The sequence below is a fragment of the Gemmatimonadaceae bacterium genome (assembly GCA_020846935.1).
Taxonomy (GTDB): Bacteria; Gemmatimonadota; Gemmatimonadetes; order Gemmatimonadales; family Gemmatimonadaceae; genus RBC101.
In genome coordinates this window covers 552,824-575,486 of the sequence record JADLCY010000011.1, presented here as the reverse complement: position 1 = coordinate 575,486, position 22,663 = coordinate 552,824, and the positions used below count along the sequence as shown (strand labels likewise).

Annotated in this window: 18 protein-coding genes; 5 read left to right on the top strand and 13 right to left on the bottom strand. The window is 68.3% G+C overall.

Annotated elements, in window-relative coordinates; translation table 11 throughout:
* Nucleotides 1-85: 85 nt before the first annotated feature.
* The 8 genes from IT361_14975 to lipA form a co-directional block, all read right to left on the bottom strand.
* Nucleotides 86-565, bottom strand: a complete 480-nt coding sequence (locus tag IT361_14975) for a hypothetical protein (GenBank protein MCC6318980.1) — start codon at nt 563-565, stop codon at nt 86-88.
* Nucleotides 566-633: 68 nt separating this feature from the next.
* Complete coding sequence (gene lipB / locus IT361_14970) at nt 634-1,398, bottom strand: lipoyl(octanoyl) transferase LipB (GenBank protein MCC6318979.1); 765 nt, start codon at nt 1,396-1,398, stop codon at nt 634-636.
* A gap of 559 nt (nt 1,399-1,957) precedes the next feature.
* Nucleotides 1,958-3,373, bottom strand: a complete 1,416-nt coding sequence (gene lpdA / locus IT361_14965) for a dihydrolipoyl dehydrogenase (protein ID MCC6318978.1) — start codon at nt 3,371-3,373, stop codon at nt 1,958-1,960.
* Nucleotides 3,374-3,559: 186 nt separating this feature from the next.
* Nucleotides 3,560-6,937 carry a hypothetical protein gene (locus IT361_14960; GenBank protein MCC6318977.1) on the bottom strand — a complete coding sequence of 1,126 codons (3,378 nt, stop codon included), beginning with the start codon at nt 6,935-6,937 and terminating at the stop codon, nt 3,560-3,562.
* A 388-nt stretch (nt 6,938-7,325) separates the two neighbouring features.
* Nucleotides 7,326-8,666, bottom strand: coding sequence for a 2-oxo acid dehydrogenase subunit E2 (locus IT361_14955; GenBank protein ID MCC6318976.1), 1,341 nt, complete (start codon nt 8,664-8,666; stop codon nt 7,326-7,328).
* Nucleotides 8,667-8,778: 112 nt separating this feature from the next.
* Nucleotides 8,779-9,789, bottom strand: a complete 1,011-nt coding sequence (locus IT361_14950; protein ID MCC6318975.1) for a pyruvate dehydrogenase complex E1 component subunit beta — start codon at nt 9,787-9,789, stop codon at nt 8,779-8,781.
* Nucleotides 9,764-10,804 carry a pyruvate dehydrogenase (acetyl-transferring) E1 component subunit alpha gene (gene pdhA, locus IT361_14945; GenBank protein MCC6318974.1) on the bottom strand — a complete coding sequence of 347 codons (1,041 nt, stop codon included), beginning with the start codon at nt 10,802-10,804 and terminating at the stop codon, nt 9,764-9,766. The genes IT361_14950 and pdhA overlap by 26 nt, the downstream gene beginning before the upstream one ends.
* A 128-nt stretch (nt 10,805-10,932) precedes the next feature.
* The gene (gene lipA, locus IT361_14940; GenBank protein MCC6318973.1) at nt 10,933-11,856 is read right to left on the bottom strand and encodes a lipoyl synthase; all 924 of its coding nucleotides are present in this window, start codon (nt 11,854-11,856) and stop codon (nt 10,933-10,935) included.
* A gap of 239 nt (nt 11,857-12,095) precedes the next feature.
* On the opposite strand from lipA, the gene IT361_14935 reads away from it, so the two are divergent.
* Together IT361_14935 and IT361_14930 are read left to right on the top strand one after the other, a co-directional pair.
* Nucleotides 12,096-12,323: a hypothetical protein gene (locus IT361_14935; protein ID MCC6318972.1), complete on the top strand. Its 228-nt coding sequence runs from the start codon at nt 12,096-12,098 to the stop codon at nt 12,321-12,323.
* 90 nt (nt 12,324-12,413) lie between these two features.
* Nucleotides 12,414-13,979 (top strand): M28 family peptidase, encoded by a 1,566-nt coding sequence (locus tag IT361_14930; protein ID MCC6318971.1) that lies wholly within the window; start codon nt 12,414-12,416, stop codon nt 13,977-13,979.
* Nucleotides 13,980-14,073: 94 nt separating this feature from the next.
* On the opposite strand, the gene IT361_14925 is transcribed toward IT361_14930, so the two are convergent.
* The 4 genes from IT361_14925 to IT361_14910 all read right to left on the bottom strand — a co-directional run bounded on the left by IT361_14925 (nt 14,074) and on the right by IT361_14910 (nt 17,881).
* Nucleotides 14,074-15,069 carry a hypothetical protein gene (locus tag IT361_14925; GenBank protein ID MCC6318970.1) on the bottom strand — a complete coding sequence of 332 codons (996 nt, stop codon included), beginning with the start codon at nt 15,067-15,069 and terminating at the stop codon, nt 14,074-14,076.
* Nucleotides 15,036-15,791 carry a DUF3108 domain-containing protein gene (locus IT361_14920; protein MCC6318969.1) on the bottom strand — a complete coding sequence of 252 codons (756 nt, stop codon included), beginning with the start codon at nt 15,789-15,791 and terminating at the stop codon, nt 15,036-15,038. The genes IT361_14925 and IT361_14920 overlap by 34 nt, the downstream gene beginning before the upstream one ends.
* Before the next feature lies 1 nt (nt 15,792).
* A complete protein-coding gene (locus IT361_14915) occupies nt 15,793-16,551 on the bottom strand; it encodes a glycosyltransferase family 2 protein (GenBank protein MCC6318968.1) in 759 nt (252 codons plus the stop codon).
* Nucleotides 16,552-16,837: 286 nt separating this feature from the next.
* Nucleotides 16,838-17,881, bottom strand: coding sequence for a glycosyltransferase family 4 protein (locus IT361_14910; protein MCC6318967.1), 1,044 nt, complete (start codon nt 17,879-17,881; stop codon nt 16,838-16,840).
* Nucleotides 17,882-18,013: 132 nt separating this feature from the next.
* Here IT361_14910 and IT361_14905 point away from each other — a divergent pair, with 132 nt between their 5' ends.
* From IT361_14905 to IT361_14895, 3 genes are read left to right on the top strand one after another with little or no spacing between them, the layout of a single operon-like run.
* Nucleotides 18,014-18,730 carry a hypothetical protein gene (locus tag IT361_14905; GenBank protein MCC6318966.1) on the top strand — a complete coding sequence of 239 codons (717 nt, stop codon included), beginning with the start codon at nt 18,014-18,016 and terminating at the stop codon, nt 18,728-18,730.
* A gap of 46 nt (nt 18,731-18,776) precedes the next feature.
* Complete coding sequence (locus IT361_14900) at nt 18,777-19,334, top strand: hypothetical protein (protein ID MCC6318965.1); 558 nt, start codon at nt 18,777-18,779, stop codon at nt 19,332-19,334.
* 34 nt (nt 19,335-19,368) lie between these two features.
* Nucleotides 19,369-21,045, top strand: a complete 1,677-nt coding sequence (locus IT361_14895) for a BamA/TamA family outer membrane protein (protein MCC6318964.1) — start codon at nt 19,369-19,371, stop codon at nt 21,043-21,045.
* A 12-nt stretch (nt 21,046-21,057) separates the two neighbouring features.
* Here IT361_14895 and IT361_14890 read toward each other — a convergent pair whose 3' ends face one another.
* Nucleotides 21,058-22,617: a peptide MFS transporter gene (locus IT361_14890; protein MCC6318963.1), complete on the bottom strand. Its 1,560-nt coding sequence runs from the start codon at nt 22,615-22,617 to the stop codon at nt 21,058-21,060.
* Nucleotides 22,618-22,663 lie beyond the last annotated feature (46 nt).

Below are 22,663 nucleotides of genomic sequence, written 5' to 3'. Positions count from 1 at the left end.
CGCATCGCACCTCGCGCTCGAACAAGAAAAAAGGGCGCGGCCTCGTGGTCGGCCGCGCCCCTTGGTACCTCTTTGGCTGCGTGCTCTACCGGGACGTCGCTCCGCTGTCCGGAACCACCTTTGCACCTGAATCGCCGGGCAGCTGCGCCGGCGTGGTGACCGTCGTCGTCGGGACCACGTCTCCGGCCCGAATACGGATCCCGTACTTCGACGTGACGTCGTCCATGTGTCCCCAGCCCCACCCGTCGACCTTCCCATCGACGACCACCACCGGAGTCAGATCCTTGTCGAGGACTTCCGGGTCGGTCCACGCCTTCCGGTTCTCCGCGTCAAAGAGATACACGTCGAACTCGCGCCCCTGCATGAAGTATCGGTTGTGCCGGTAGATGTTGGGGATCGTGTCGGCGGTGCCAAGCGAGCCGTCGGCGAGGATCCGGATGGCGGAGTCGCGCGAGATGCCGACGTCGAGCTCGCGAAGGCGCTTGTCCTGGCACGCCGTGAGCGCGAGCAAACCGAGCGCAGCAAGGACGACGGAACCGGAGCGGGGGCGTGGGGAAGGGCTCATGTTGGTGCGAGAAGAGGACCTGAAGTCGGCGGTAGGCCGCGCGTCCAATATATCGCCGGCGGGTGGACTTACCCCATGCTCCGACCGAGGTTCAGCCCCTCGGGAAATGGTCGCGGCTGCAGCCCGAACACCTCGCCAAAGGCCTCGACGACGCGCTCACGCGTCGCGACCATGTCCACGGCGCTGTCGTGCGGCAGCTCCCGCTCGATCGAGGTCATGGTCACGTCGGTGATGCCGCAAGGGACGATGGCGTCGAAGCGGGCCAGGTCAGTGGTCACGTTGAGCGCGAAGCCATGCCACGTGACCCAATCGCGGGCGTGGACGCCGATCGAAGCAATCTTCCGTGCCCGTGGGCTGATCGCCTCCTGACCCTCAGACCGGGGCGCGGCGGTCGCGCCGCCCAAGCCGCCCTCGACCCACACGCCGGTAAAGCCCGGGCTCCTCGCTCCCTCGATCCCAAAGCGGCGCAGCGCGGTGATCAGCGCCTCTTCGACCTGCCTGAGATACCAGTGCAGGTCCTGGCGGTGGCGTTTGAGGTCGATGATGGGATAGCCCACCAGTTGCCCTGGGCCGTGATACGTCACGTCGCCACCGCGCTCGACCTCGAACAGCTCGATCCCGCGCGCTTCGAGGTCTTCACGCGAAGCGACCAGGTTCACGAGCTTCGTCGATCGGCCGAGGGTGATGACGTGGGGGTGTTCGACGAGGAGCAGCATGTCCTGGTCGATCTCGCCGGTGATGCGCTTGCGCGCGGCCTCGCGCTGGATCTCGAGGGCTTCGGCATACGCCCGAAGCCCGAGCTCGACGACCAGCAGCTGTCTCGACTCGTCCATCGGCCCTAACGACTGTGGATCAGGCTTTGTGGTCGCACTCGCTCCATGCTCACCAGCCTGGCCCGCATCGCGCTCGGTGAGCCGTGTGAAGCGGGGGAGAACAAATCGATCTGCCCCGTGCGTTGCTGTCGCTCCTCATCGGCTCTGAATGGCTACTTGTCCGGGATGACGGCACGGGGGACTGGTGCGGCACTCCATGTCTCCGTGCCTGTCCGTCCATCCGCCATCCGCCATCCGCCGTCCAGCAACCACCATCCACCATCCACCATCCGCCATCCGCCATCCGTTCACTCGCCGTTCGTTCATCCGCCGTTCGTTCATCCGCCGTTCGTACCGCCTTCCGCACCTCCGCCGCTCGTTCATCCGCCGTTCGCACCACCTTCCGCACCTCCGCCGTTCGCTCAGCCGCCGTTCGTACCGCCTTCCGCACCTCCGCCGCTCGTTCATCCGCCGTTCGCACCGCCTTCCGCACCTCCGCCGCTCGTACGTTCATCGTCCGCACGCTCGTCGTCTGCACGTTCGTCGTCTGTACCTTCGTCGTCCGCACGTCCGCCTGGCCTCACGCGTGCAACAGCTTCCCCATCGAGTCGAGCACGGCCTCGGCCACGGCTTCCGACAGCGTCGGGTGCGCGTGGATGGCGAGGTCGATCTCCTCGACGGTGAACTCGTTTTCGCGAGCCACCACGATCTCGTGGATCAGTTCCGTGGCGTGGGCGCCAACGATGTGCGCGCCGAGGATTTCCCCGTGTTTGGCATCGCGGATGATCTTCACGAAGCCCTCGGTTTCGCCCGAGGTGCGGGCCCGGCCGTTGGCGGAGAAGGGGAACTTCCCGACCTTGTAGTCGAGCTTCTGCTCCTTGCACGCCTGCTCCGTCAGACCGATCGAAGCGACCTCGGGGTGACAGTACGTGGCGTTGGGGATGTTGGTGTACGTGAGCGGGTGCGCGTGCTGTCCGCCGAGCCGGTCGGCGAGGATGTGGCCCTCGCGCTGGCCCTTGTGGGCGAGCATGGGCGCACCGATCACGTCGCCGATGGCATAGACGCCCTTCACGCTGGTCTCGTAGGTGATCGGGTCGGCCTTGATGAAGCCGCGTTCGGTGAGCTGTACGCCGACATCCTTGAGCCCCACGTCTTCCACGTTAGGCGCGCGGCCGGCCGCGACGAGCACCTTCTCCACTTCGATCTCGGACGTCGCCCCGCCTGCCTCGATGGTAAGCTTCACGGAGTCCTTGCCGACTTTCACGTTCGACAGCTTTGCGCCGGTGTGGACGTTGATCTTTCGCTTCTTGAAGGCGCGGCCCACTTCGGCCGAGGCGTCGGCGTCCTCCAGGGGCAGGATGTTGGGCAGCACCTCGACGAGGTGGACGGTGGCGCCGAACGCATTGAAGACGTCGGCGAACTCGCAGCCAACGGCGCCGGCCCCGATCACGGCGACCGCCTTCGGCGCCTTGTCGAGCACGAGGGCCTCGTCGGACGAAATCACCGTCGTCTTGTTCAGCTCGAGCCCGACCTGCGGCAGGCCGCGCACGCGCGAGCCGGTGGAGATGACGATGCCCTTCTTCGCCTCGTGCACCTCTTCCTTGCCGTCAGCGCCCCTGACCGAGACTGCGACGCCGGACTTGCCCTTGACGAGCTTTCCGGTGCCCTTGATCCAGGTGACCTTGTTCTTCTTGAAGAGAAACTCGACGCCCTTGGAGTTCTGGGCGCTCACCGCGCGGGAGCGCTTCATGGCGACGCCATAGTCGAACTTCACGTCGCCGACGCTGACGCCAAAATCCGCGGCGTGGCGCACCTTGTTGGCGAGCGATGCGCTTTCGAGCAGGGCCTTGGCGGGGATGCAGCCCCAGAGGACGCAGGTGCCGCCCAGGCCTTCGCGCTCGATGACGGCGGTGGAGAGGCCGAGCTGCCCGCAACGCAGGGCGCCGACATAGCCGGCGGGCCCGCCGCCGATGAAGATGACGTCGTAGGAGGCCATTCGATCGATTCGAGTCGGATTTCAGCGGGGCGCACAGGCCCCTGAGGTCGTGCGGAACGGCCGAAATCTACTCGCTGATCGACCCGAATGAGTGCCGGGTGAGCGCGTCCCGGCCGCGGCCAACGCCGCTCGGGATGAAGCGGAGGACAAGCGCCCTCGCGTCTTCCGGGAACCCTACGCCATTGGCTAGCGCACGCGCACTCGACGGACCGTGCTACGGGCGCCGTCGGAGAGCACGAGGTCCACGTCGCGCGCACTGGTGACGATGGCGGCGTCGCCACCGGTGGCGAAGGAGAGGATCTCGCCGGTGCGCGCGTCGCGCACCATGACGCCGGCCACCTCGCGATCGGACCATTTCACTCGGATCTCGCGACTGCCGCGCCGTTCGGCGGCGGGCGCTTCGCGCAGGCTGAGGTCTGCACCGGTGGATCGACGCTCGGCGCTGCGGCCCTGTGCGGTCACGCGGAATCGGGTCGGCGCAACGCCGCCAAGGACATCGAGCGGGAGGACGAAGGCGAAGTGCTCCATCGTGGGGTCGTTGGCATCCGCGACGCGTTCACCGTCGAAGGCGACGTTGAGCAGGGTCTGCCCGAGCGGCCCGAAGGCCTGCAGGCGATGGCGCCCACGACCGGTGGGCACCGACGGCGCGGTGTTCACCTCATAGGCCGGCTCGAGGATCACCTGGCCCTTGCTGATCCGGCCCCAGACCAGCAGGCCGCGCCTGGGCGCCGAGGTGGCCACGGCGCGCGCCGCCGCGACGTAGGGATTCGCGATCCGGTGGTTCATGACCGCGACGTAGGTGTAGTCCGAGATCCAGTTGTTGTTGCAGTACCCCATGAGGTCGGACAGCGTGGGCGCCTTGAGCGACGACGAGGCGACGTCGTAGCCATAGACGCCGATCAGACCCCCGGCGTACGGGTATGAGGGATCGGGGCCGCCCGCGCCGCCACAGGGGGCATGGAAGCGGCCGAAGTTGTGTCCAAGCTCGTGGGCAACGACCTCGGACGCGGAGGGCAGGTAGTCCCAGGACAGGGTGGCGCGGCCGGGCACGTAGCCCAGGCCGGCGATGCCTGACGAGTACGTCACGCGGGCGATGCCGGCGTAGTAGCGACTCGAACCGTCGGCGGTGCGGAGCGCGTTCATCTCACTCAGGATCTGCGACCAGGCGCCGTTGCCGTCGCCGCCCTGGAGCACGGGCGCATTCGTCGTGTAGGGCGCGCGCACGTCGGCGTTGACGGTCCCCGTGGGAAAAAGCTTCGTCGTCCACGAGAGGTACGAGCCGACGTTCCCGGCCGTGACGCCGCCGGTCAGGTTGTTGGCCGACTGGGTCACCGGCACGAAGCGGATGTTGAACGACGGGACCGCGCGTATGTCCATGGTCTGCGGCGTCCCGGACGTGGGCCAGGAGTTGTCGTTTTCCGCGGACTCGGTCACGGTGTTCGTCGGGTCGACGTCGGCGAGGATGCGAAGGCCGGGGACCATGAGCGCCGCCGGCACGACGACGTTCCAAGACGCCGAGAGTGACGCCTGCGAAACCGAGGTCGGCACGGCGCTGACCGGCGGGTTGATGCTGACGGTCGACTGCAGCGTGGCGCCGTTGTAGAAGCGCACGCGCACCGTGGGCGCCGCGGTGTTGGTCGCCGAGGCCTTCACGAAGACGCGGAGGAGGCCGTCCTTGCCCTCCACGAGTGGCACGGTGCCGGCGTAGGACTGCACCACCTGCTGCACGTGCATGCCGTCGATGACGAGGTTGAAGGGCGGCGGTGGCGGTGGTGGCCCGCCCGTTTGCGTGTAGGTGAGCGATACGCTCCCGGTCCCACCGGTGGTGACCGTGGCCGAAGCCGACGCAGGCGACGCCGTGTAGGTGGCGCCGGAGTGTGTGACCGGGCTTGCTGTCGCCGTGTAGTTGCCGGGCAGGAGGCCGCTCAGCAGCTGCGTCGCCGTCAGCGTCGAGCTGTACGCGCCCGGGCCCGTCACGCGCACGTCGGCGTTCACCGCACCGGGCAGGCCATTGATGGTCACGTTGAGTGATCCACTGGCGGATCGATACGTCACCGTTGCCTGGATGGCCGATGTGGACGCGGCGATGTTGAGGAGCTGCGTGCCGGGGCTGCCGGCGTAGATCGTGCCGCCGCCCTGCGTGGTGCCGGCTGTGATGGTGTACGCGCCGGGAGCGAGGCCGGAGATCAGCTGGCTGCCGGTGATGGCCTGTGAGTATCCACCCGGTCCGCTGAGCGTGATGTTGCCGAGCACGCCGTTAGGCAGCCCGTTCACCGTCAGATCGAGGAGGCCGGACGCGAGGGTGTAGGTGACCGTGGATTGAACCGCGGTCGCCGACGCGGTGACCACCGCCTGGCTGCTCGTTGGCGTGCCCGCGTAGACGTGCAAGCCCGCATTGACGTTGCGGACCGTCAACGCGTAGGTGCCAGGCGCAAGGCCCACGAGCGCCGTGGTGCGAGACAGCGTGTCGGCAAAGCCGCCGGGCCCGGTCACGATCACGGACCCGGACAGGGATTGCGGGAGGCCCAGCACGATCACCTGGAGCGCGCCCTTCGTGATGGCGTAGGTGAGGGAGGCCGTCGCCGGCGTGGCAGAGGCGGAGACGGCAACGGGCTGCGCGCCGGCCGCCACGCCGAACGTCACACCACTCACGACGACGTCGGATGGCGTCACGGTGTACATGCCGGGAGCCAGTCCGGTGATCGTTTCGGCGGCCGTCACGGTCTTCTCGTAGCCTGACGGGCCGGTGACGACGGCCGAACCGTTCGCGCCCTGCGGAAGGCCCGCGAACGCGATCGAGAGCCGGCCGCTCGCGAGCGCGTACACCAGCTGCGCCGTGGCGGGCGTGGTCGACGCTCCAACGACGACCTGCAGCGCGGCGGGAACGCGGTACTGATCGGCGCCGACGCTCACGGGGGCGCCCGTCAGCGTGTACGTGCCCGGCGTAAGGTTCGTGATCAATTCGCCGGCGGCGACGGTCCTGGCGAAGCTGGCGGGTCCGGTCACGAGGACCGACGGCGCCTGGCCGGCGGGGAGTCCGGAGATACCTGCGGTGAGTGCACCCGTGGAGACGTCGTACGAGACGGACACGGGTACCGACGTGGCGCTGGCTTCAACCTGCAGCGACGCGGAGATGGTCGCGGGCGTCCAGGTGTGTCCGCCTGCGGCGACGGGCGCGGCGGTAAGGGAGTAGGATCCAGGCGCGAGGCCGCCGATCACGCCTGATGAGGTCGCCATCCGGCTGAACCCGTTCGGCCCGGTGAGCCGCACGGCGGCGTCAGCGCCGACCGGTAGGCCGCTCAGGGTCAGATTGATGGAGCCGGACGCGATGGCGTAGGTGATGGTGGCTGACGCCGTCGCGCCGTGCGACACCACCACCGACGCCGAGGTCGCGCTCGGCACGTAGCGATCGCTCCCGTGCGTGGCGTCGGCCGACGTGATGGTGTAGGGGCCCGCCGCGAGGCCCTGCAGGGTTGTGGAGCCGGCAACGCTCTGCGTGAAGCCTCCAGGCCCAGCCACGGTGACCGACGCCGACGCGGTGCCGGGCAGGCCAGCGATGACCAAGGCGAGGGAGCCCGTCCGGGGCGCGTTCGAGCCAGTGGGAACGCCCTCGCCTTCGCTCCCGCCACACGCGGCAAGGAGCCAGACAAGGGTGGCGCCGAAAAGCGCAGCGCCGAGTCGTGGGGCAAGAAGCGTTCGAACGGCTGAGCCGGGCATCCGTGGGGGCTATCGACCACGGAAGACGTCGCCTGAGTGACCCTGGCAACCGCTGCTGTAACGATTCGAGCGATGGCGCGAACGGCCTTAGCGCAGATGGCTGGCGGCGCCGGGCTGGGCCGGCCGCGTTGCCGCGTTGCCGCCAGCTACCGGGACGCGGATCACATCACCCGTCGGGTGCGTAAGAGCGGATCCACCTCCCTCGACGGTCGGGCTGCGGCGTGGTGCCCGGTTCTCAGTACACCAGCATCAAGGGGTTCTCGATGAGGCGGCGCAGGGTCTGCAGGAACCTCGCGCCCGTGGCCCCGTCGATGACGCGGTGGTCGCAGCTCATGGTGACGCGGAGGCGCCGCCGGATGGTGATCGCGCCATCGTGCACGACGGGTTTCTGCTCGATGCCACCGATCGCGAGGATGCCGGCTTCGGGCGGATTGATGATGGCGGTGAACTGGTCGATGCCGAACATCCCGAGGTTCGAGACGGAGAACGTGGAGCCCGTGTATTCGTCGGGCTTGAGCTTTCGCTCGCGGCCGCGCGCGGCCAGGTCCCTGGACGCTGCCGCGATGTCACGCAGGCTCCTGGTGTCCGCGTCAAAGATGACCGGGGTGATGAGCCCGTCCTCCACAGCGACGGCCATGCCGAGGTGGACACGGTTCCAGTAGCGAATGTGGTCGCCCATCCAGTGGGCGTTGCATTCCGGATGTTGTGCGAGCGCGGTGGCCACCGCCTTGAGCACGATGTCGTTGAACGAGACCTTGAATTCGCTCCCGAGTTCCGCCATGGCGCTCCGCATCTCGGCGACGCGCTCCATGTCGTATTCAGCGGTGAGGAAGAAGGTGGGGATCGGGCCCAGGGACTCGCTGAGTCGGCGCGCGATGGTCTTGCGGATCTGGGTCAGCGGGACGTCGCGGTAGGCCTCGCCGGTCGCGGCGCGTGCAACGGTTGCGAGCGGGGAAGCGGCAGCTGCGGTCGGGCGGGCAGGGGCAACAGCCGCGGCCTCGACGTCCTTCTTCACGATGCGGCCGCCGGGTCCCGAGCCCTGGACGCCACCGAGGTCGAGCCCACGTTCGGAGGCGAGTCGTCGCGCGAGCGGTGAGGACCGCGGCCGCCCCAGCGGGGAATCGGTTACAGCGGGGACAGGATGATTGCGCTCGGTGGCGGGTTCGGTCGTAGCTTGAGCTACGGGGGGGGCCCCCCGGTTGGCTGTTGCGGCGGCGGTGGAGGCTGCTGCGGCGGACGCCGGCGCCACGGCTGCGGTGCTCGCCGCCGGCGCGCTCACTGCGCCGCCCGCGCTCGCCGCGCCACCTGTGCCCCCCACCAGGGCATCGATGTTCTCACCAGGCGCCGCAATCACGCCGATGAGCGCCCCCACGGCTGACGTCGCGCCCTCCGCGAGGAGCCGCTTGCGCAGGACCCCATCGCCGCGCGCCACGAGCTCCATGATCGCCTTGTCGGTCTCCACCTCGGCCAGAACATCGCCGTTCTTCACGGCGTCTCCCTCGTTCCTGAGCCACTTGACGAGGCGTCCCTCTTCCATCGTGGGAGAGAGCGCTTCCATGAACACCTTGGTAGCCATGACTATGGACGGATGAGTGACGGCGGACGGATAGACGGGCGTACGAACGAATGGATGAACGCGGGCGGAAGGACGGATCCGAAATCATCCGCCCGTCCACGCGTCCATCCCTCTACCCGTCCAGATACATGACCTTCTTCACGGCCGCGATGGTCTTGGCCAGATCAGGCTTCGCGGCCTTCTCGAGATTCTTGGCGTATGGCATGGGTACGTCCGCCTGGTGCACGCGCACGACCGGGGCGTCGAGATCGTCGAAGCAGTCGCGCTGGACATAGTCCACCACCTGCGCGCCGACGCCGCAGAACTCCCAGCCTTCCTCGAGTACCACGCAGCGATTCGTCTTGCGCACCGAAGCCTGCACGGTCTCGACGTCCAGGGGCCGGATCGTCCGAAGGTCGACGACCTCCACGTTGATGTTTTCCTTTGCCAGGGCATCAGCGACCTGAAGGCCAAGCGTCACCAGCTTTCCATAGGTGACCACCGTGCAATGGTCGCCTTCGCGCTTGATGTCCGCCTTGCCGATCGGGACGACGTACTCTTCGGCGGGCACCTCGCCCTTCCAGTTGTACATCATCTCGCCTTCGAGGAACATCACCGGGTTGTCGTCCCGAATGGCGCTCTTGAGGAGCCCCTTGGCGTCGTACGGTGTTCCCGGCGACACCACCTTGAGGCCGGGGATGTGGGCCAGCCAGGAGTCCCACGCCTGTGAGTGCTGGGCGGCGAGCTGGAGCGCGGCGCCGTTGGGGCCGCGAAACACGATCGGGATGTGGTACTGGCCGCCGGACATGTAGAGCATCTTGGCGGCGGCGTTGACCACCTGGTCCAGCGCCAGCAGCGCGAAGTTCCAGGTCATGAACTCGATGACCGGTCGCAGGCCAACCATCGCCGCGCCGACGCCCACCCCGGCGAACCCGAGTTCGGTGATCGGCGTGTCGACGACGCGCATCTCGCCGAACTCCTGCAGCAGGCCTTTGGAGACTTTGTAGGCGCCCTGGTACACGGCCACTTCTTCGCCCATGAGGAACACGCGATCGTCGCGCTGCATCTCCTCGCGAAGGGCCTGGTTGAGGGCGTCGCGGTAGGTAATGACTGGCATGTTAGGTCGTAGTCTCCACGAGGACATCCTCGTACAGGCTCTCGGGGGCGGGCTCGGGGCTCGCCTCGGCGAAGTCCCAGGAGTCCTGGACCTCGGCTTTCACCTCGTCGTCCATCGCGGCCATCCCTGCGTCGTCGATCTCGCCGGCGTCTTCCATGTGCGTGCGGAGCACGTTGATCGGATCGCGCTGCAGGTACTCGTCGAGCTCGGCCTTCGTCCGATATGTGCCGCTCACGGCATCAGACATCGAGTGGCCCATGAAGCGGTAGGTGCGGATCTCGAGCAGCGTCGGCATCGACTCCGTGCGCGCGCGACGGATGGCCTCGGCCGTCCCCGCGCGGACGGCCAGCACGTCCTGACCGTCGATCACCCCACGCGGCATGTCGTACGCGGCACCGCGCTGGTAGATGTCATGGATCGCCGACGCCCGCTCGAGGGCGGTACCCATGCCGTAGCGGTTGTTCTCGATCACGTAGATCACCGGCAACTTCCACAAACCCGCCATGTTCAGCGCCTCGTGGAACGCGCCGGTGTTCACGACCGACTCGCCCATGAAGCACACGCACACCTGGTCGCCGCCGCGATACTTGATCGCGAAGCCGACGCCGGTCGCGAGCGGGACGTGCCCACCCACGATCCCGTGACCACCGAGGAAGTTCGTGTTGCGATCGAACAGGTGCATCGAGCCGCCCTTGCCGCGCGCGCAGCCATCGCTGCGCCCAAAGAGTTCCGCCATCACCGCACGCGCTGAGATGCCGCGCGCGAGCGCCTGTCCGTGATCGCGGTAGGTGGTGATGACGTAGTCGTCGGGGCGCAACAACGAAATCACGCCCGTGCCAGTCGCCTCCTGCCCGATGTACAGGTGGCAGAAGCCGCCGATCCGGCCGAGCGCGTAAGCCTCGGCGCAACGCTCCTCGAAGCGGCGCTGGAGGAGCATGGAGCGCAGAAGGGTCCGGCGCGTGGGAGCGTCCGTGTCACCGAGCGTGGGCTCAGGCTTTGGGTCGGGTCTTTTCTTCGCCATGTGCGGTGTGATGCGTGCCATCGTTCGGGGCGCCCGCTGCATGCGAGCGCAGCGGAGGAGCGAAGTCCGGACGACGAGCTGCGGCCTATTGCCGTCGGGCGTCGCCGGACCGGATGCTGTCAGGATTCGTGCGTGGTCGCGCGGGGAGCCTACGCTTCCTCGGCGACCATTCCTGCGGCCTGGACCTGCTCCCAGGCATGGTAGCTCGAGCGGACGAGCGGGCTGGACTCGACGTGGCGGAACCCCATCGCGAGTCCGGCCTGTCGCAGCTCGAGAAATTCGGCGGGCGTGTAATAGCGGTCGAGCGGGAGGTGATCGTTGGATGGCCGGAGGTACTGCCCCAACGTGAGGATGTCGACATCGACGCTGCGGAGGTCCCGCATCACCTCCAGCACCTCCTCGATGGCCTCGCCAAGCCCGAGGATCATGCCGGTCTTGGTGGGGATGTGTGGCGCGGCTCGCTTGGCAAACCGGAAGATGTTCAGGACGCGCTCGTAGCGACCGCCGGGCCGAGCGCGCTTGTACAGGCGCGGCACCGTCTCGGTGTTGTGATTGTAGATCTCTGGCGCCGCGTCGAGCACCGCGCGGATCGCCGTTTCGTCGCCCTGGAAATCGGGAACGAGAACCTCGACCGAGCAGCCCGGAACGCGGGCGTGGATCTGCCGGATCGTCTCGGCAAAGATCCATGAGCCATAGTCGGGCAGGTCATCGCGATCGACCGACGTGATGACGGCGTGCCGCAGGTTCATCTCCGCAATCGCGGCCGCGACACGATTGGGCTCCTCGACGTCGTACACCGGGGGTCGCCCGTGGGATACCGCGCAATAGCCGCAGTTGCGCGTGCAGACGTCCCCGAGGATCATGAACGTGGCCGTCCCGTGTTCCCAGCACTCGCCCACGTTGGGGCAGTGGGCCTCCTCGCAGACCGTATGCAGGTTCAGCTCGCGCATGAGGCCCTTGAGCCGTACGTAGTTCGCTCCGCCCGGTGCCCGGACCTTGAGCCAACTCGGCTTCCGCTCAGGGAGCGGTTCCTTTCGGTGGCGGCCGATGATCTGGTAGAGCGATTCTGCCATGTCCCGCGTTGGGAAGATGTCCGGATCGGTCCGGATGGCCGGACCACTGGGTCGGGCGTGAATCTAGCTCCGGGCGCGCACTCGGGCGTGTAGGCACAACCCTTTCACTCAGGAATAGACGGTTATCACCGGGGTTCCTGAGGGGGCCGGCCCGCCGCCGGTCCGGCCGCCGAGCCCTGAAACCATCGCGCGCGGCGGCGCGTACACCCAAGCAGGACTTGCACCTGAGGTACGGGACCATGCTGCGCACCATCTTCATGATCGGGCTCTTCGCTGTCGGCGGATTGTTCCTGCTCAAGCTCTTCTTCGGCGTTTTCGGGATCTTCTTCGCTCTGCTCCTGACCCTGCTCAAGATGGCCATCTGGGTGGCCCTGGTCGGAGCGATGATCTATCTCGTCGTGCGCATCGTCAGTCCGGACACGGCCCGGCGCCTGCGCGAGCGGTGGTCGGGCACGGCCTCCATCTAGTCCCGAGCGAACGCCGCACCTCACTAGCTTTGAACGGCCGACCCTCGAAGGAGGGTCGGCCTTCGTTTTCCCCTTCGGTCTCATCCGGACATGCGATTGTCACGCCTTGCGTCACCCGCAGTGCTTTGCCTCGCCGCCGCCTGCGCGTCTGGGGCGCCCTCGACGCCGTCGGCTGCTCCGGCCGCCGCGACCAGCGGCCTTTCGGTCGCGGAGCTGCGGCGCGACCTCACCGTCTTTGCGAGTGACTCGTTCGGTGGTCGCGAGACCGGGACGCCGTACGCGGACAAGGCGGCCCGCTGGATTGCCGCGCGACTCCAGGAGATCGGAGTGGAGCCCGGCGGTGACAGCGGCTACTTCGCGCGCGTGCCCATGCACCGCACCGTGGTTACGCCGGGCCCGATCCAGGTGAGCTCGGCCGGTGGCACGACGACGCTATCGCTCGGGAGGGATTTCGCTTTTCTCACGTCCCTGGGGCCCGGCGCGCCGCTCCCGCGGAACACGGTCGACGCCGAGGTGGTGTTTGCGGGGTATGGGCTGGTGGATCCCAAGCTCCAGCGCGACGACTACGCCGGTTTGCAGGTGGCGGGCAAGGTGGTGGTGATCGCGGGCGCCGTACCTCCTGGCCTCGACGCCGAGCAGACGAAGGCGCTGGCGAATCCGCAGTCGTTGTTCAACCGCCTCGGACTCGCGATCGGGCGCCAGCCCGCCGCGGTGGTCCTGTTGCTGCCCGACTCGACATTTCATCAGGCCGCTTCGCAGTTCGCAGGGACGCAGATCGCACTCGACAAGGGCACGCCGCTCGCGGCGGACGGGCCCCGGCCGTTGCCGATGGTCGCGGTGGGTCGGCTCGGCTCGGTGCTGATGCCGGCCGGTTGGCCGGCGAGCCGAGGGGCCCTGGCGTCCGGAACACGACTCAAGGCGAGCTACAGCGAGACCGCGTCGCGCTTCAACGGATACAACGTGGTGGGTATCGTGCGCGGGAGCGACCCCGCGCTCCGCGCGACGTACGTGGCGTTCGGTGCGCACTACGATCACATCGGGATCAGCGCGCCGGTGAACGGTGACTCGATCAACAACGGGGCAGACGATGACGGTTCGGGGAGCGTGACGCTGCTCGGGATCGCGCGCGCGTGGCTGCAGGGCCCGCGGCCGAAGCGCTCGGCGCTCTTTGTGTGGCACGTTGGCGAGGAGAAGGGCCTGTTCGGGTCCGAGGCGTTCACCGACAAGCCGACGGTTCCGCTGGACTCGATCGTCGCACAGCTCAACGCCGACATGATCGGCCGCAACGGCACGGACTCGCTCTACCTCGTGGGGCCGGGTGCGGCGCCAAACGGCCAGAGCGCGGTGCTGGGCACGGTGGTCGATTCCGTCAACGCGGCGTTGCCGCAGCCCTTCACGTTCAATCGCGAGTGGGACACGACGACCCATCCGGAGCGCATCTACTACCGCAGCGACCACTTCAACTACGCCCGGAAGGGCATCCCGATCGTGTTCTTCACGTCGGGTCTCCACGACCAATACCACCAGGTCACCGACGAAGCGGCGCTGATCAACTACGAGAAGCTGGCGCGCGTGGGTGACCTGATGCTCCGCACGGGGATCGCGTTAGGCAACCGGGCAACGCGGGCGAAGCCGGGGGCCGGGGTGAGCGAGTAGGCCGGCCCTGGCTGTCCACTCGCGGCGATGCCGAGGGTTTGACGGGCGCGGGAGCGGGAGTCGAGCCGCACGAGCCTCCTTCCCGCGCGCCGGGTCAGACCCTGGACTCCAGCCCGCTCACGATGGCCCACGCCAGCAGCGGCACCATGATCTCATGGTGTCCGGTGATTTCGTAGCCCGCTCCTCCGGCTTGCGTCGGGCGCTGCACGACATTGACGCGCGGGCGGTAGTGGCGGTTCATGTCGAGGTCGCAGGTCGTGAACCCGGTCGGGCGACCCTCATGCAGGTTGCGAGCGATCGTCAGCGCCTTGAGGAAGACCTCGGGCATGATGACGGCGCTGCCGATGTTGAGCACGACGCCACCGTCGTGCAGGCTGGTGATCGAGGCGGCCAGGCGGCGGAAGTCGCGGTGGCTGGTATCGCCGATGGCTGCACCGCTGGCGCTGGGATGCTGGTGGATGATTTCTGCGCCGAGCGCGGCGTGCACGCTGGTGGCGATCCCGAGTTGGTGTGCCGTTCGGAGGATCGAGAGGTCGCCGTTGGCGAGCGTCGGTTCCGCGTCGAGCGCGCGGGCCACGGATTCGCCCATTCCCCATCCCGCCTTCATGCCATGCACGAACGCGTCATTGAGGCCGCGGCCGGTCTCTTCGGCCATCCCAAAGGTGCCGTCGCGGAGGCCCGCGGCCACGTCCTCTGAGGTCGCGCCGAACCGGCAGATTTCGTAGTCGTGGATCGCGGCCGACCCGTTCATCCCGAGGTGCGTGATGACGCCGCGGCGCATGAGGTCGATCAGAATCGGCGAGAGCCCGGTCTTCACCACGTGACCGCCGAGCATGACGATGACGCCTCGTTCCCGGCGGACCGCGTCGACGACCGCCGCGGCGACGCGCCGGAAGTCGCGCGCGACGAGGATGTCGGGCAGGGCGTCCAGGAAGTCGACGAATCCCGGATGCACGCCCGGGGGTTTCGCGAACTCGGACGCGCTCACCTTGTTGGGACGGCGCGTGACCGGAATGGTGCGGACGCGCGAGAGGTCGGCTTCGGCCGGGCCGGAGCCTAACCTGTCGGTGCGGTCGTCAGGCGGACGGATGTCAGGTACAGGTTGAGGGAGCCGATCTTCGTCTTGGTCTTCATCTGCACCATGATGCGGCGCGGATCATCCGATATCCAGACGCGCGCTTCGCCCCGCTCGGAAAAGACGCCTTTCGACTTGATGACCGGCTGCAGGACGAGTGTCTCGAACGTTCCCGCCGGCACCTTCACGCGCTCCCGCCCGAGGACCTTGACCACCACCGGGTTGCGGTCCGGGCGGAAATAGCGGTCGAACGTGTAGGTCGCGCCGACTTCGAGCGGCAGCGTGCGCACGAAGTAGAGGAAGGACCCGTCATCGAGGGGCTGCTCCACGCTGGGCTCTTCCTCTCCGTCGTTCTCGCGAAAGACCTTTCGGTCGGGGAAGAACTCGTAGCGGCGTTCGCGGAGGCGGCCGCCTTCTTCGAGGTCCTGCACGAACCGGAGCGAGTGGAACTCTGCCTTGTCGATCCAGCTCTCGAGCACGTCGTCGACGCGATAGAACGGGACGCCGCCACGGATGCGGAATCGCGTATGCCAGGTGTCGCGGCCGCGAATCGACTCGCTGTCGATGAGTTCCATGACGCCCTCGCCGACCCGGAGTTTGCCGAACCGCACTTCGTACGCGAGCCGCTCACCGACCTGGAACGGCACGGAGGATGCCGCGGGGGGAGCGCCGATCGCCTGCGCGCGCGACTCCACGGGCACGAGCAGGGCGAGGGTCGCCAGGGCGCGCCGCAGCACCTTACTCCCGGGCCGGCAGGGCCGGGAGCGAACGGGCACGCGCCGCGCGGCTGAAGCGCAGCAGGCTCCAGGCGTCGGCAAACGGTCGGATGCGCGTCTGGCGCGGCCGCAGGTCGTACCGTGGCTCGAGTGGCACGCTCTCCACGCGCCGGGCGTGCGGGACGAGCGAGAGCAGCAGGTCGACGTTGGCCGCCCATCCGATGGACTGAACCAGCGGCGTGCTGCCAGGCGCCTTGAGCGCATCGCGAATGACCGACACGCGATAGAGGCGGAACGTACCGAACGGGTCGCTGATGCCCGGCGTCTTCACGAAGGCCCGCAGAGCCAGCGGGGCGAGCTGCCGCATGCGCCGGATCGGTGCAGGGTGGGCGCCAGCGGCGGCGTTGTCCTCGCCGACGACGATGTCCGCACCGCCTTCAAAGCGTCGAACAAACTCCGGAATGCGTTCCGGCGGATCGGTGAAGTCGCCCTGCAGGGTGATCACCGCGTCCCGGCGGGCGTACCGCGTGCGCTGCGAGGCGGCCTGGAACAGTGCGGCGAGCGCGCCCGCGTATCCCACGCGGGTGGAACCACCGAGCACGGTCAGCGGGAGCGCGCGCGCGTAGCCGGCGAGCGTTTCCGCCGTGCTGTCGGTACTCCCGTCGTCATACACGAGGATTTCGTACTCGCGAGAATACTCCTGAAAGACCGCGCGAATCTTCCAGAGGAGGACCCCGATGGTCGGCGCCTCGTTGTGGACCGGGATGCAGATGTAGAGCACGGCGGTGGTCGCGTCGCGGGAGCCCGAAAGCTAGCGGGGCGGTGGTGGCGTCATACCCCGTTCCGGTCGCCGGGATTCAGGCAACCCTGCCGGTCGCGGGCATCCGTCTCCGGGTCGTTCGCCGGCCCCGGCATCCGAACCATCGATTCCGGACCATACAAGCCCGGGTTCTCATCGTGAATGCGCTCCGCTGCCCCGATGGTGCCCCTCGCCCGGGTGCAGGCCTTTGCCGACCGCGTGCGCGGTGACGGGGCAACGCGCGATGCCGCGCATTGCCCCGTTGGGGCTACAGCACCCGGGCGTAAGCGGCGCGCGATCCCTCGATCATGCGCTCGACGCTGAACTCCGCGGCTCTCGCGGGCCCAGCGGCCGCGAGCTGCTCCCGGGCGGGCGCATCGCGGACGAGGCGCGCGACCGCGGCCGCGAATGCGGCGACGTTTCCTGCGGGGACGAGGAGTCCCGAGTGTTCGTTGTCGACCAACTCGGGTAGTCCACCGACCGCGAAGGCGACCGGAGGCACGCGCAGCGCCATGGCATCGATCACGCTGGTGCCCAGGCCCTCGGCGCTCGACGGGTGCCACAGGATGTCGAGGCCGGCCATGGCGGCGTGGATCTCGTCGACGAACCCCGCGCGGAACGCTTCGAGTCCCTCGATGGACTCGCGGCCCCTGGCGTGTCCGCCAAGGAGCACGAGGCGGGCATGTTCACGGACATCGTCGGGAAGGCGGGCCGCGACGTCGTGCAGGATGCCGATGCCCTTCTCGGCGGTCATCGCACCCACGATGCCGCAGACCACGGCGTCGGCGGGCCAGCCCAGCTCAACACGCCAGTCACGCGCGGCGGCAACACGCGGAGCGGGCACGCCCGAGTGCACCACATCGACGCGTCGCGGATCCACGCCCGCGGTGACGAGGGCCTCGCGCACGGCCGCGGAGATGGCGATGAAGCGTGCGACGCGCGAACCGTACTTGAGTCGACCGCGTGGCGCGTTGATCACTCGGCGCGTGACCACGAGTGGCACGCCGCGCACACCGATGAGCGCCGCCATCGCGAGGGCATGCGACCGCGCATCATGCGCGTGCACGATGTGCGGACGCCAGCCGCGGATCTGGGCACGGATCCGACGGGCCGCCGCGAGATCCCATTCGCCGCGCATGCGCACCGCGCTCGCCGCTGCGCCCACCCCGCGCAGTCGCCTGACGAGCGGACCTTCGGGCTGGCCGATCACGATCGGTTCGTCCCCGGCAGCGCGCTGACCGCGGGCCAGGAGGTAGACCTGCCGCTGGCCACCACGCCACTCGCGCCCACTGTCGATGTGCAGGATTCGCATGGACATCGGGGCGAAAGGTGCCTGCCGCCCGGGGGGCCGGCAACGCCGCGCCTCAAGTCACCCGACGGAACGTCGATACCTCGGAGGGAGTATGCCCGTCAGAGAGACAGGCACCCACGGAAGGAGGGTCGCGTGATGTTCGGGACGATGCGGCAGCGCCTGACGAGGAACGACGCGCAGTTCGCGCTTTCGCTCCTGGCGCAGGGAGTGAGCGCGGAGCGAGAGACGCTCGAGGCGACGCTGCGCGAAAAGGGACTGGACGCGATCCTCGACGACCCGCGCCTCGCCGACGCCCTGCTCGAGCGACCCGCCGCGGCCCACGCCTCGTTGCCCCTCCTGATCCACGTCCTCGTGCGACGCGCGCTACGTGACGCGGACGAAGGCGATCGCGGCCTCGCGGATTTCGTGTCCAGCATCGTGTTGCATTTCGGGGTTCACGATCGGGCGAACCGCATCCGCGAGCACGACGACGTTCGCTACGACTCGCTGGCCGGTCTCGCGGCCGACGCGGAGTGCAGTGACCCGATGCGGGCATTTCTCGTGCGGGCGCACCTGGGACACTACGCGCTCTGGCTCGCGGGCCTGTTTCCCGATCGCATCGAGGCGCAGCACCACCGGCGCGGCAGCCCGGACCTTGCCTGGTTCGACGAGATGGGCCGACGCGGATACCAGATGGCTGCCCAGCACCGCCTGGCCTCCGAACACGGCGTGGCGCAGCTGTTCGAGAGCGCAGCGGATCGGTTTCCCCGACTGCGGGTGGCGCTCAACGGGCTCTCCGACCGGGTGTTCTTTCCGCACCACCACAGCACGGACCGGCTCCTGAGGCAGGTGCGTGACGGCTGGAGTTGAGCCGCGGCGGATGCGCGGATCGCCCGACGCGGGGTAAGATTCCTGCATGTTCGACGACATTCGGCACGCCTTCCAGGAACTCTTGAACGGCAACGTCGCTCCCGAAGCCCGGCGTGCGATGTTGCACGAGATGCGCCAGACGCTGATCCAGGCCAGGGTGGCCCTGGACGGCTTGCGCGATGGAGTGAAGGCCACCGAGGGACGGCTCGCGCGCGAGAGGGCGGAGCTCGACACCGTCGTGCGCCGCAAGGCCCTCGCCGAGGGCATCGGCGATGCGGAGACGGTGACCATCGCGTCGCGGTTCGAGGCGCAGCACCTCGAGCGCGTCGGTGTCCTGGAGCGCAAGCTCGACGCAGCGCTTGGCGAGCTGGCGATGGCGGAGCGCGAGGTCGAGGAAATGACGGCACAGCTCAAGGCGGCGCAGGCCGGTGTGGGGTCAGGGCTCCGCACGGGCGTGGTGGACGAGACGCTCGATCCGCTCGGCATGGCCGATGCTGCCCTTGATCGCGACCTCCGGCACCTGGACCGCCAACAGCGGCGCGCGGCGAACGAAGCCGAGGCCGATGCGCGACTGGCGGAACTCAAGAAGAAGATGGGGTTGTAGGCTGCGAACCTTTGGCGTCGTCGTCGTCGCCTGCGTGGCTGCTCCTGCGCTCGTGCAGGCGCAGGGCACGCGGTCGCAGGCGCGCTGCGCCGGACAACTGGTCACGGATGTGGTGGTGCGGTCCGAAGGGCCGGACTACGGTGGCGCGTTCGCGCGCTCGCGCACCCTCGGCTCGCTCCTGGTGCGACTGCACACGCCGACGTCGCCGTCGGTGATCCGCAACTACCTGTTGCTCAGGAAGGGCGATCGGTGCTCAGCGCTGCGGCGGTCGGAGAGCGAGCGGCTGCTTCGTGCGATGCCGTTCATTGCCGATGCCACGGTCACGGCGTACCAGGATGGGGACGGCGTGCGGCTCGAGGTCGTGACCGTCGACGAGCCGTCGATGGTCGGGAACCTTGGCATCACGAGCGAAGCGCCCTGGGTGTCGCGCCTCACCCTCGGGAACGCCAACCTCCTGGGGAACGGCGTGTACACGTCGGGGCAGTGGCGGAGCGGTGGGTACTACCGCGATTCGTACGCAATGCGCTACACCAACTACCAGCTGTTCGAGCGACCCTACCAGCTGGACTTGCGCTGGGCGCGTCGCGAGGTGGGCAGCGAGTGGACGGCGCGCGTGAGCGACCCGTTCCTGACCGAGGTCCAGCGCGTGGCGTGGCGCGTCTCGATGGGGCAGAGCAGCGACTACTCGCCATTTCGTCGTCCCGACACGCTCGCGGCGGTGCTGCGGGTGAAACGCGAGTTCATGGACGCCGGTGCGCTCACCCGTTTCGGCCCGCCCGGTCGCCGCGGACTCGTCGGCCTGCAGTTTTCCGTCGAGGACGTCGAGCCGGGACGAGGCGCGGTGGTGATCACGTCAAACGGGATCGTGCCGGAGACGGTTCCCGACCTCGAGGGCGTGTACGCGCCGTGGCGGAGCGTGCGACTGAACGCGCTGCTTGGATTCCGGCGCCTCCGCTTCCGGCGCGTCGATGGATTCGACGCGTTGAGCGGGTCGCAGGACTTGCGCACCGGTATCCAGGTGAGTGGGACCCTGGGCCGCAGCCTGCCGACCTCGCGGGGTATCGCTCGCCACGAGACCTTTGCGCGGGCGGAGAGTTTCCTTGGCGTGGCGTGGAGCGGGATGTACGCCGCGGTCGAGGCGCAACTCGAGGCACGGCGACGGGCGGTGACGGGTTGGGAGGACGTGTTGAGCAGCGGCCGCGCGGCGTGGTACGTCAAGCCACATCCTCGCCACCTGATTACGGCAGACCTGAGTTGGTCATCGGTCCCGGACGCGCGGATCCCGGTGCAACTCGCCCTCGGGGATCGGCGCGGCGGCCTGCGTGGCTATGCCGACAGCTGGCTCGCGGGGGGCACGAGGATGGTCGGGCGCCTGGAAGAACGCTGGCGCGTGGCCAGCATCGGCGGGACGGCAAATGCGGCCATCGGGCTGTTCACCGATGTGGGATCGGTGGTGGCGGGCGACGTCCCCCTGGGTGTGTCGAGCGGCATGCGGCAGTCCGTCGGCGCGTCGCTCATCCTGGCGGTACCGGCCAAGTCACAGCGCATGTGGCGCGTGGACTTTGCCTTCCCGACCGACCGCCGCGATGGCGCCAGGTTTGAACTCCGCCTGACGAGCGAAGATCGTACGCAGTCGTTCTGGCGCGTACCGAACGACATTCTCTCCGCGCGTGAGCGCGGTGTCCCCCAGTCGATCCATCGGTGGCCGTGACCTGACGCCGGCTCAACCGCCCTGCGAGCCGGACCCGGTTCGCGCCTGCGTGAGACGACGGATGGGGATGACCAGGGCGAGCAGGATGGCGCTGGCGATGAACAGCGAGATCGCGGTGCGCTTGAAGAGCAGCGGGGCCTGTTCGAGCTGGCTGGGGTCGACACTGCCGCCGACAATGCCGGCGAAGAGGTTGCCCAGCGCAATCGAGGTGTACCACACGCCCATCATCTGACCGATCAGGCGTCGCGGTGCGAGGCTCGTCATGGAGCTGAGTCCCACCGGCGACAGCGCGAGTTCGCCCACGCCATGCGTGAAGAAGCAGAACACGAGCCAGAGGGGCGAGACCCTGAGCGCGCCACCGCTGGCGAGGACGGCGTTGGCCGCGACGAGCATCGCGACAAAGCCGATGCCTGCTGAGGCGAGACCAAAGGCGAACTTGGAGGGACTGGAGAGGTTGAACCCGCGCTTCTCGAGCCAGATCCAGAGCGCGGCCATGGCCGGTGCGAGCGTCACCACGAAGAAGGGCTCGATGGACTGGAACCACGAGGCCGGGATCTCCCAACCGCCGAGCTGCCGTTCGGTGAAGTCGCGCGCAAACAGGTTGAGCGAGGTCGGGGACTGCTCGAAGGCGGCCCAGAAAATCATCGAGAAGATGAAGAGGACCACCACAACGAGAATGCGCTTCTTTTCCTCGCCGGTGAGTCCGGCCCCGAAGAACAGGTAGAGGAAATACAGCGCCGACATGGAAAGCATCACCGTCGTCATGTTCGAGGCGATGGCCACGGGGCTGAAGCGCACGACACCGAAGAGGCCGAGGAGGACGAGGCCCGCGATGAGGGCGGCGACGAGGAGCGTGATGGAGCGCACGCGCGCCTGCTGGGCCGGCGTGCCCGACGGGTCTCGACCGATCGGCCCAAGGGTAGCTGCGGCGCGTGCGCGGAAGACGAACAGGCCGATGAACATCGCGATGCCCGCGGCGCCGAAGCCGAAGTGCCAGCCGACCCGCTCGCCGAGAAACCCGGTCACGATGGGCGCGATGAGGGCGCCGGAGTTGATCCCCATGTAGAAGATCGAGAATCCGGCATCGCGACGGGCGCCGCCGGCCGGGTACAGCTCACCGACGATGGCCGCCACGTTCCCCTTGAGCAGCCCGGTGCCCATCACGATGAGCACCAGGCCGATGAAGAAGGCACTGTGGGCAAAGACGATGGAGAGCGCGATCGCGAGGTGCCCCGCGGCGATGAAGATGCCGCCGAACCAGACGGCGCGCTGCAGGCCCAGCCATCGGTCGGCGACCCATCCGCCCGGGAGTGAGGCCAGGTAAACGGAGGCGGCGTAGATGCCGACGATCGACGAGGCCTCGGCCCGCTCGAACCCGAAGCCGCCGCTCGTTACCGCTGCCGTCATGTAGAGCACCAGCAGCGGGCGGATCCCGTAGTACGAAAAGCGCTCCCACATCTCCGTGAAGAAGAGCGTCGAGAGCCCGCGCGGGTGACCGAAGAAGCCACGGTCGCCGGTGAAGGGGGCGTACGCAGGATCGGCGGCGGGGGGCTGGCTGGGGGTCGGAGGCATCGGCGTTAGGCGCGGCAAGGGCGGAGAGGGCGAGGCGGGCGGGCAC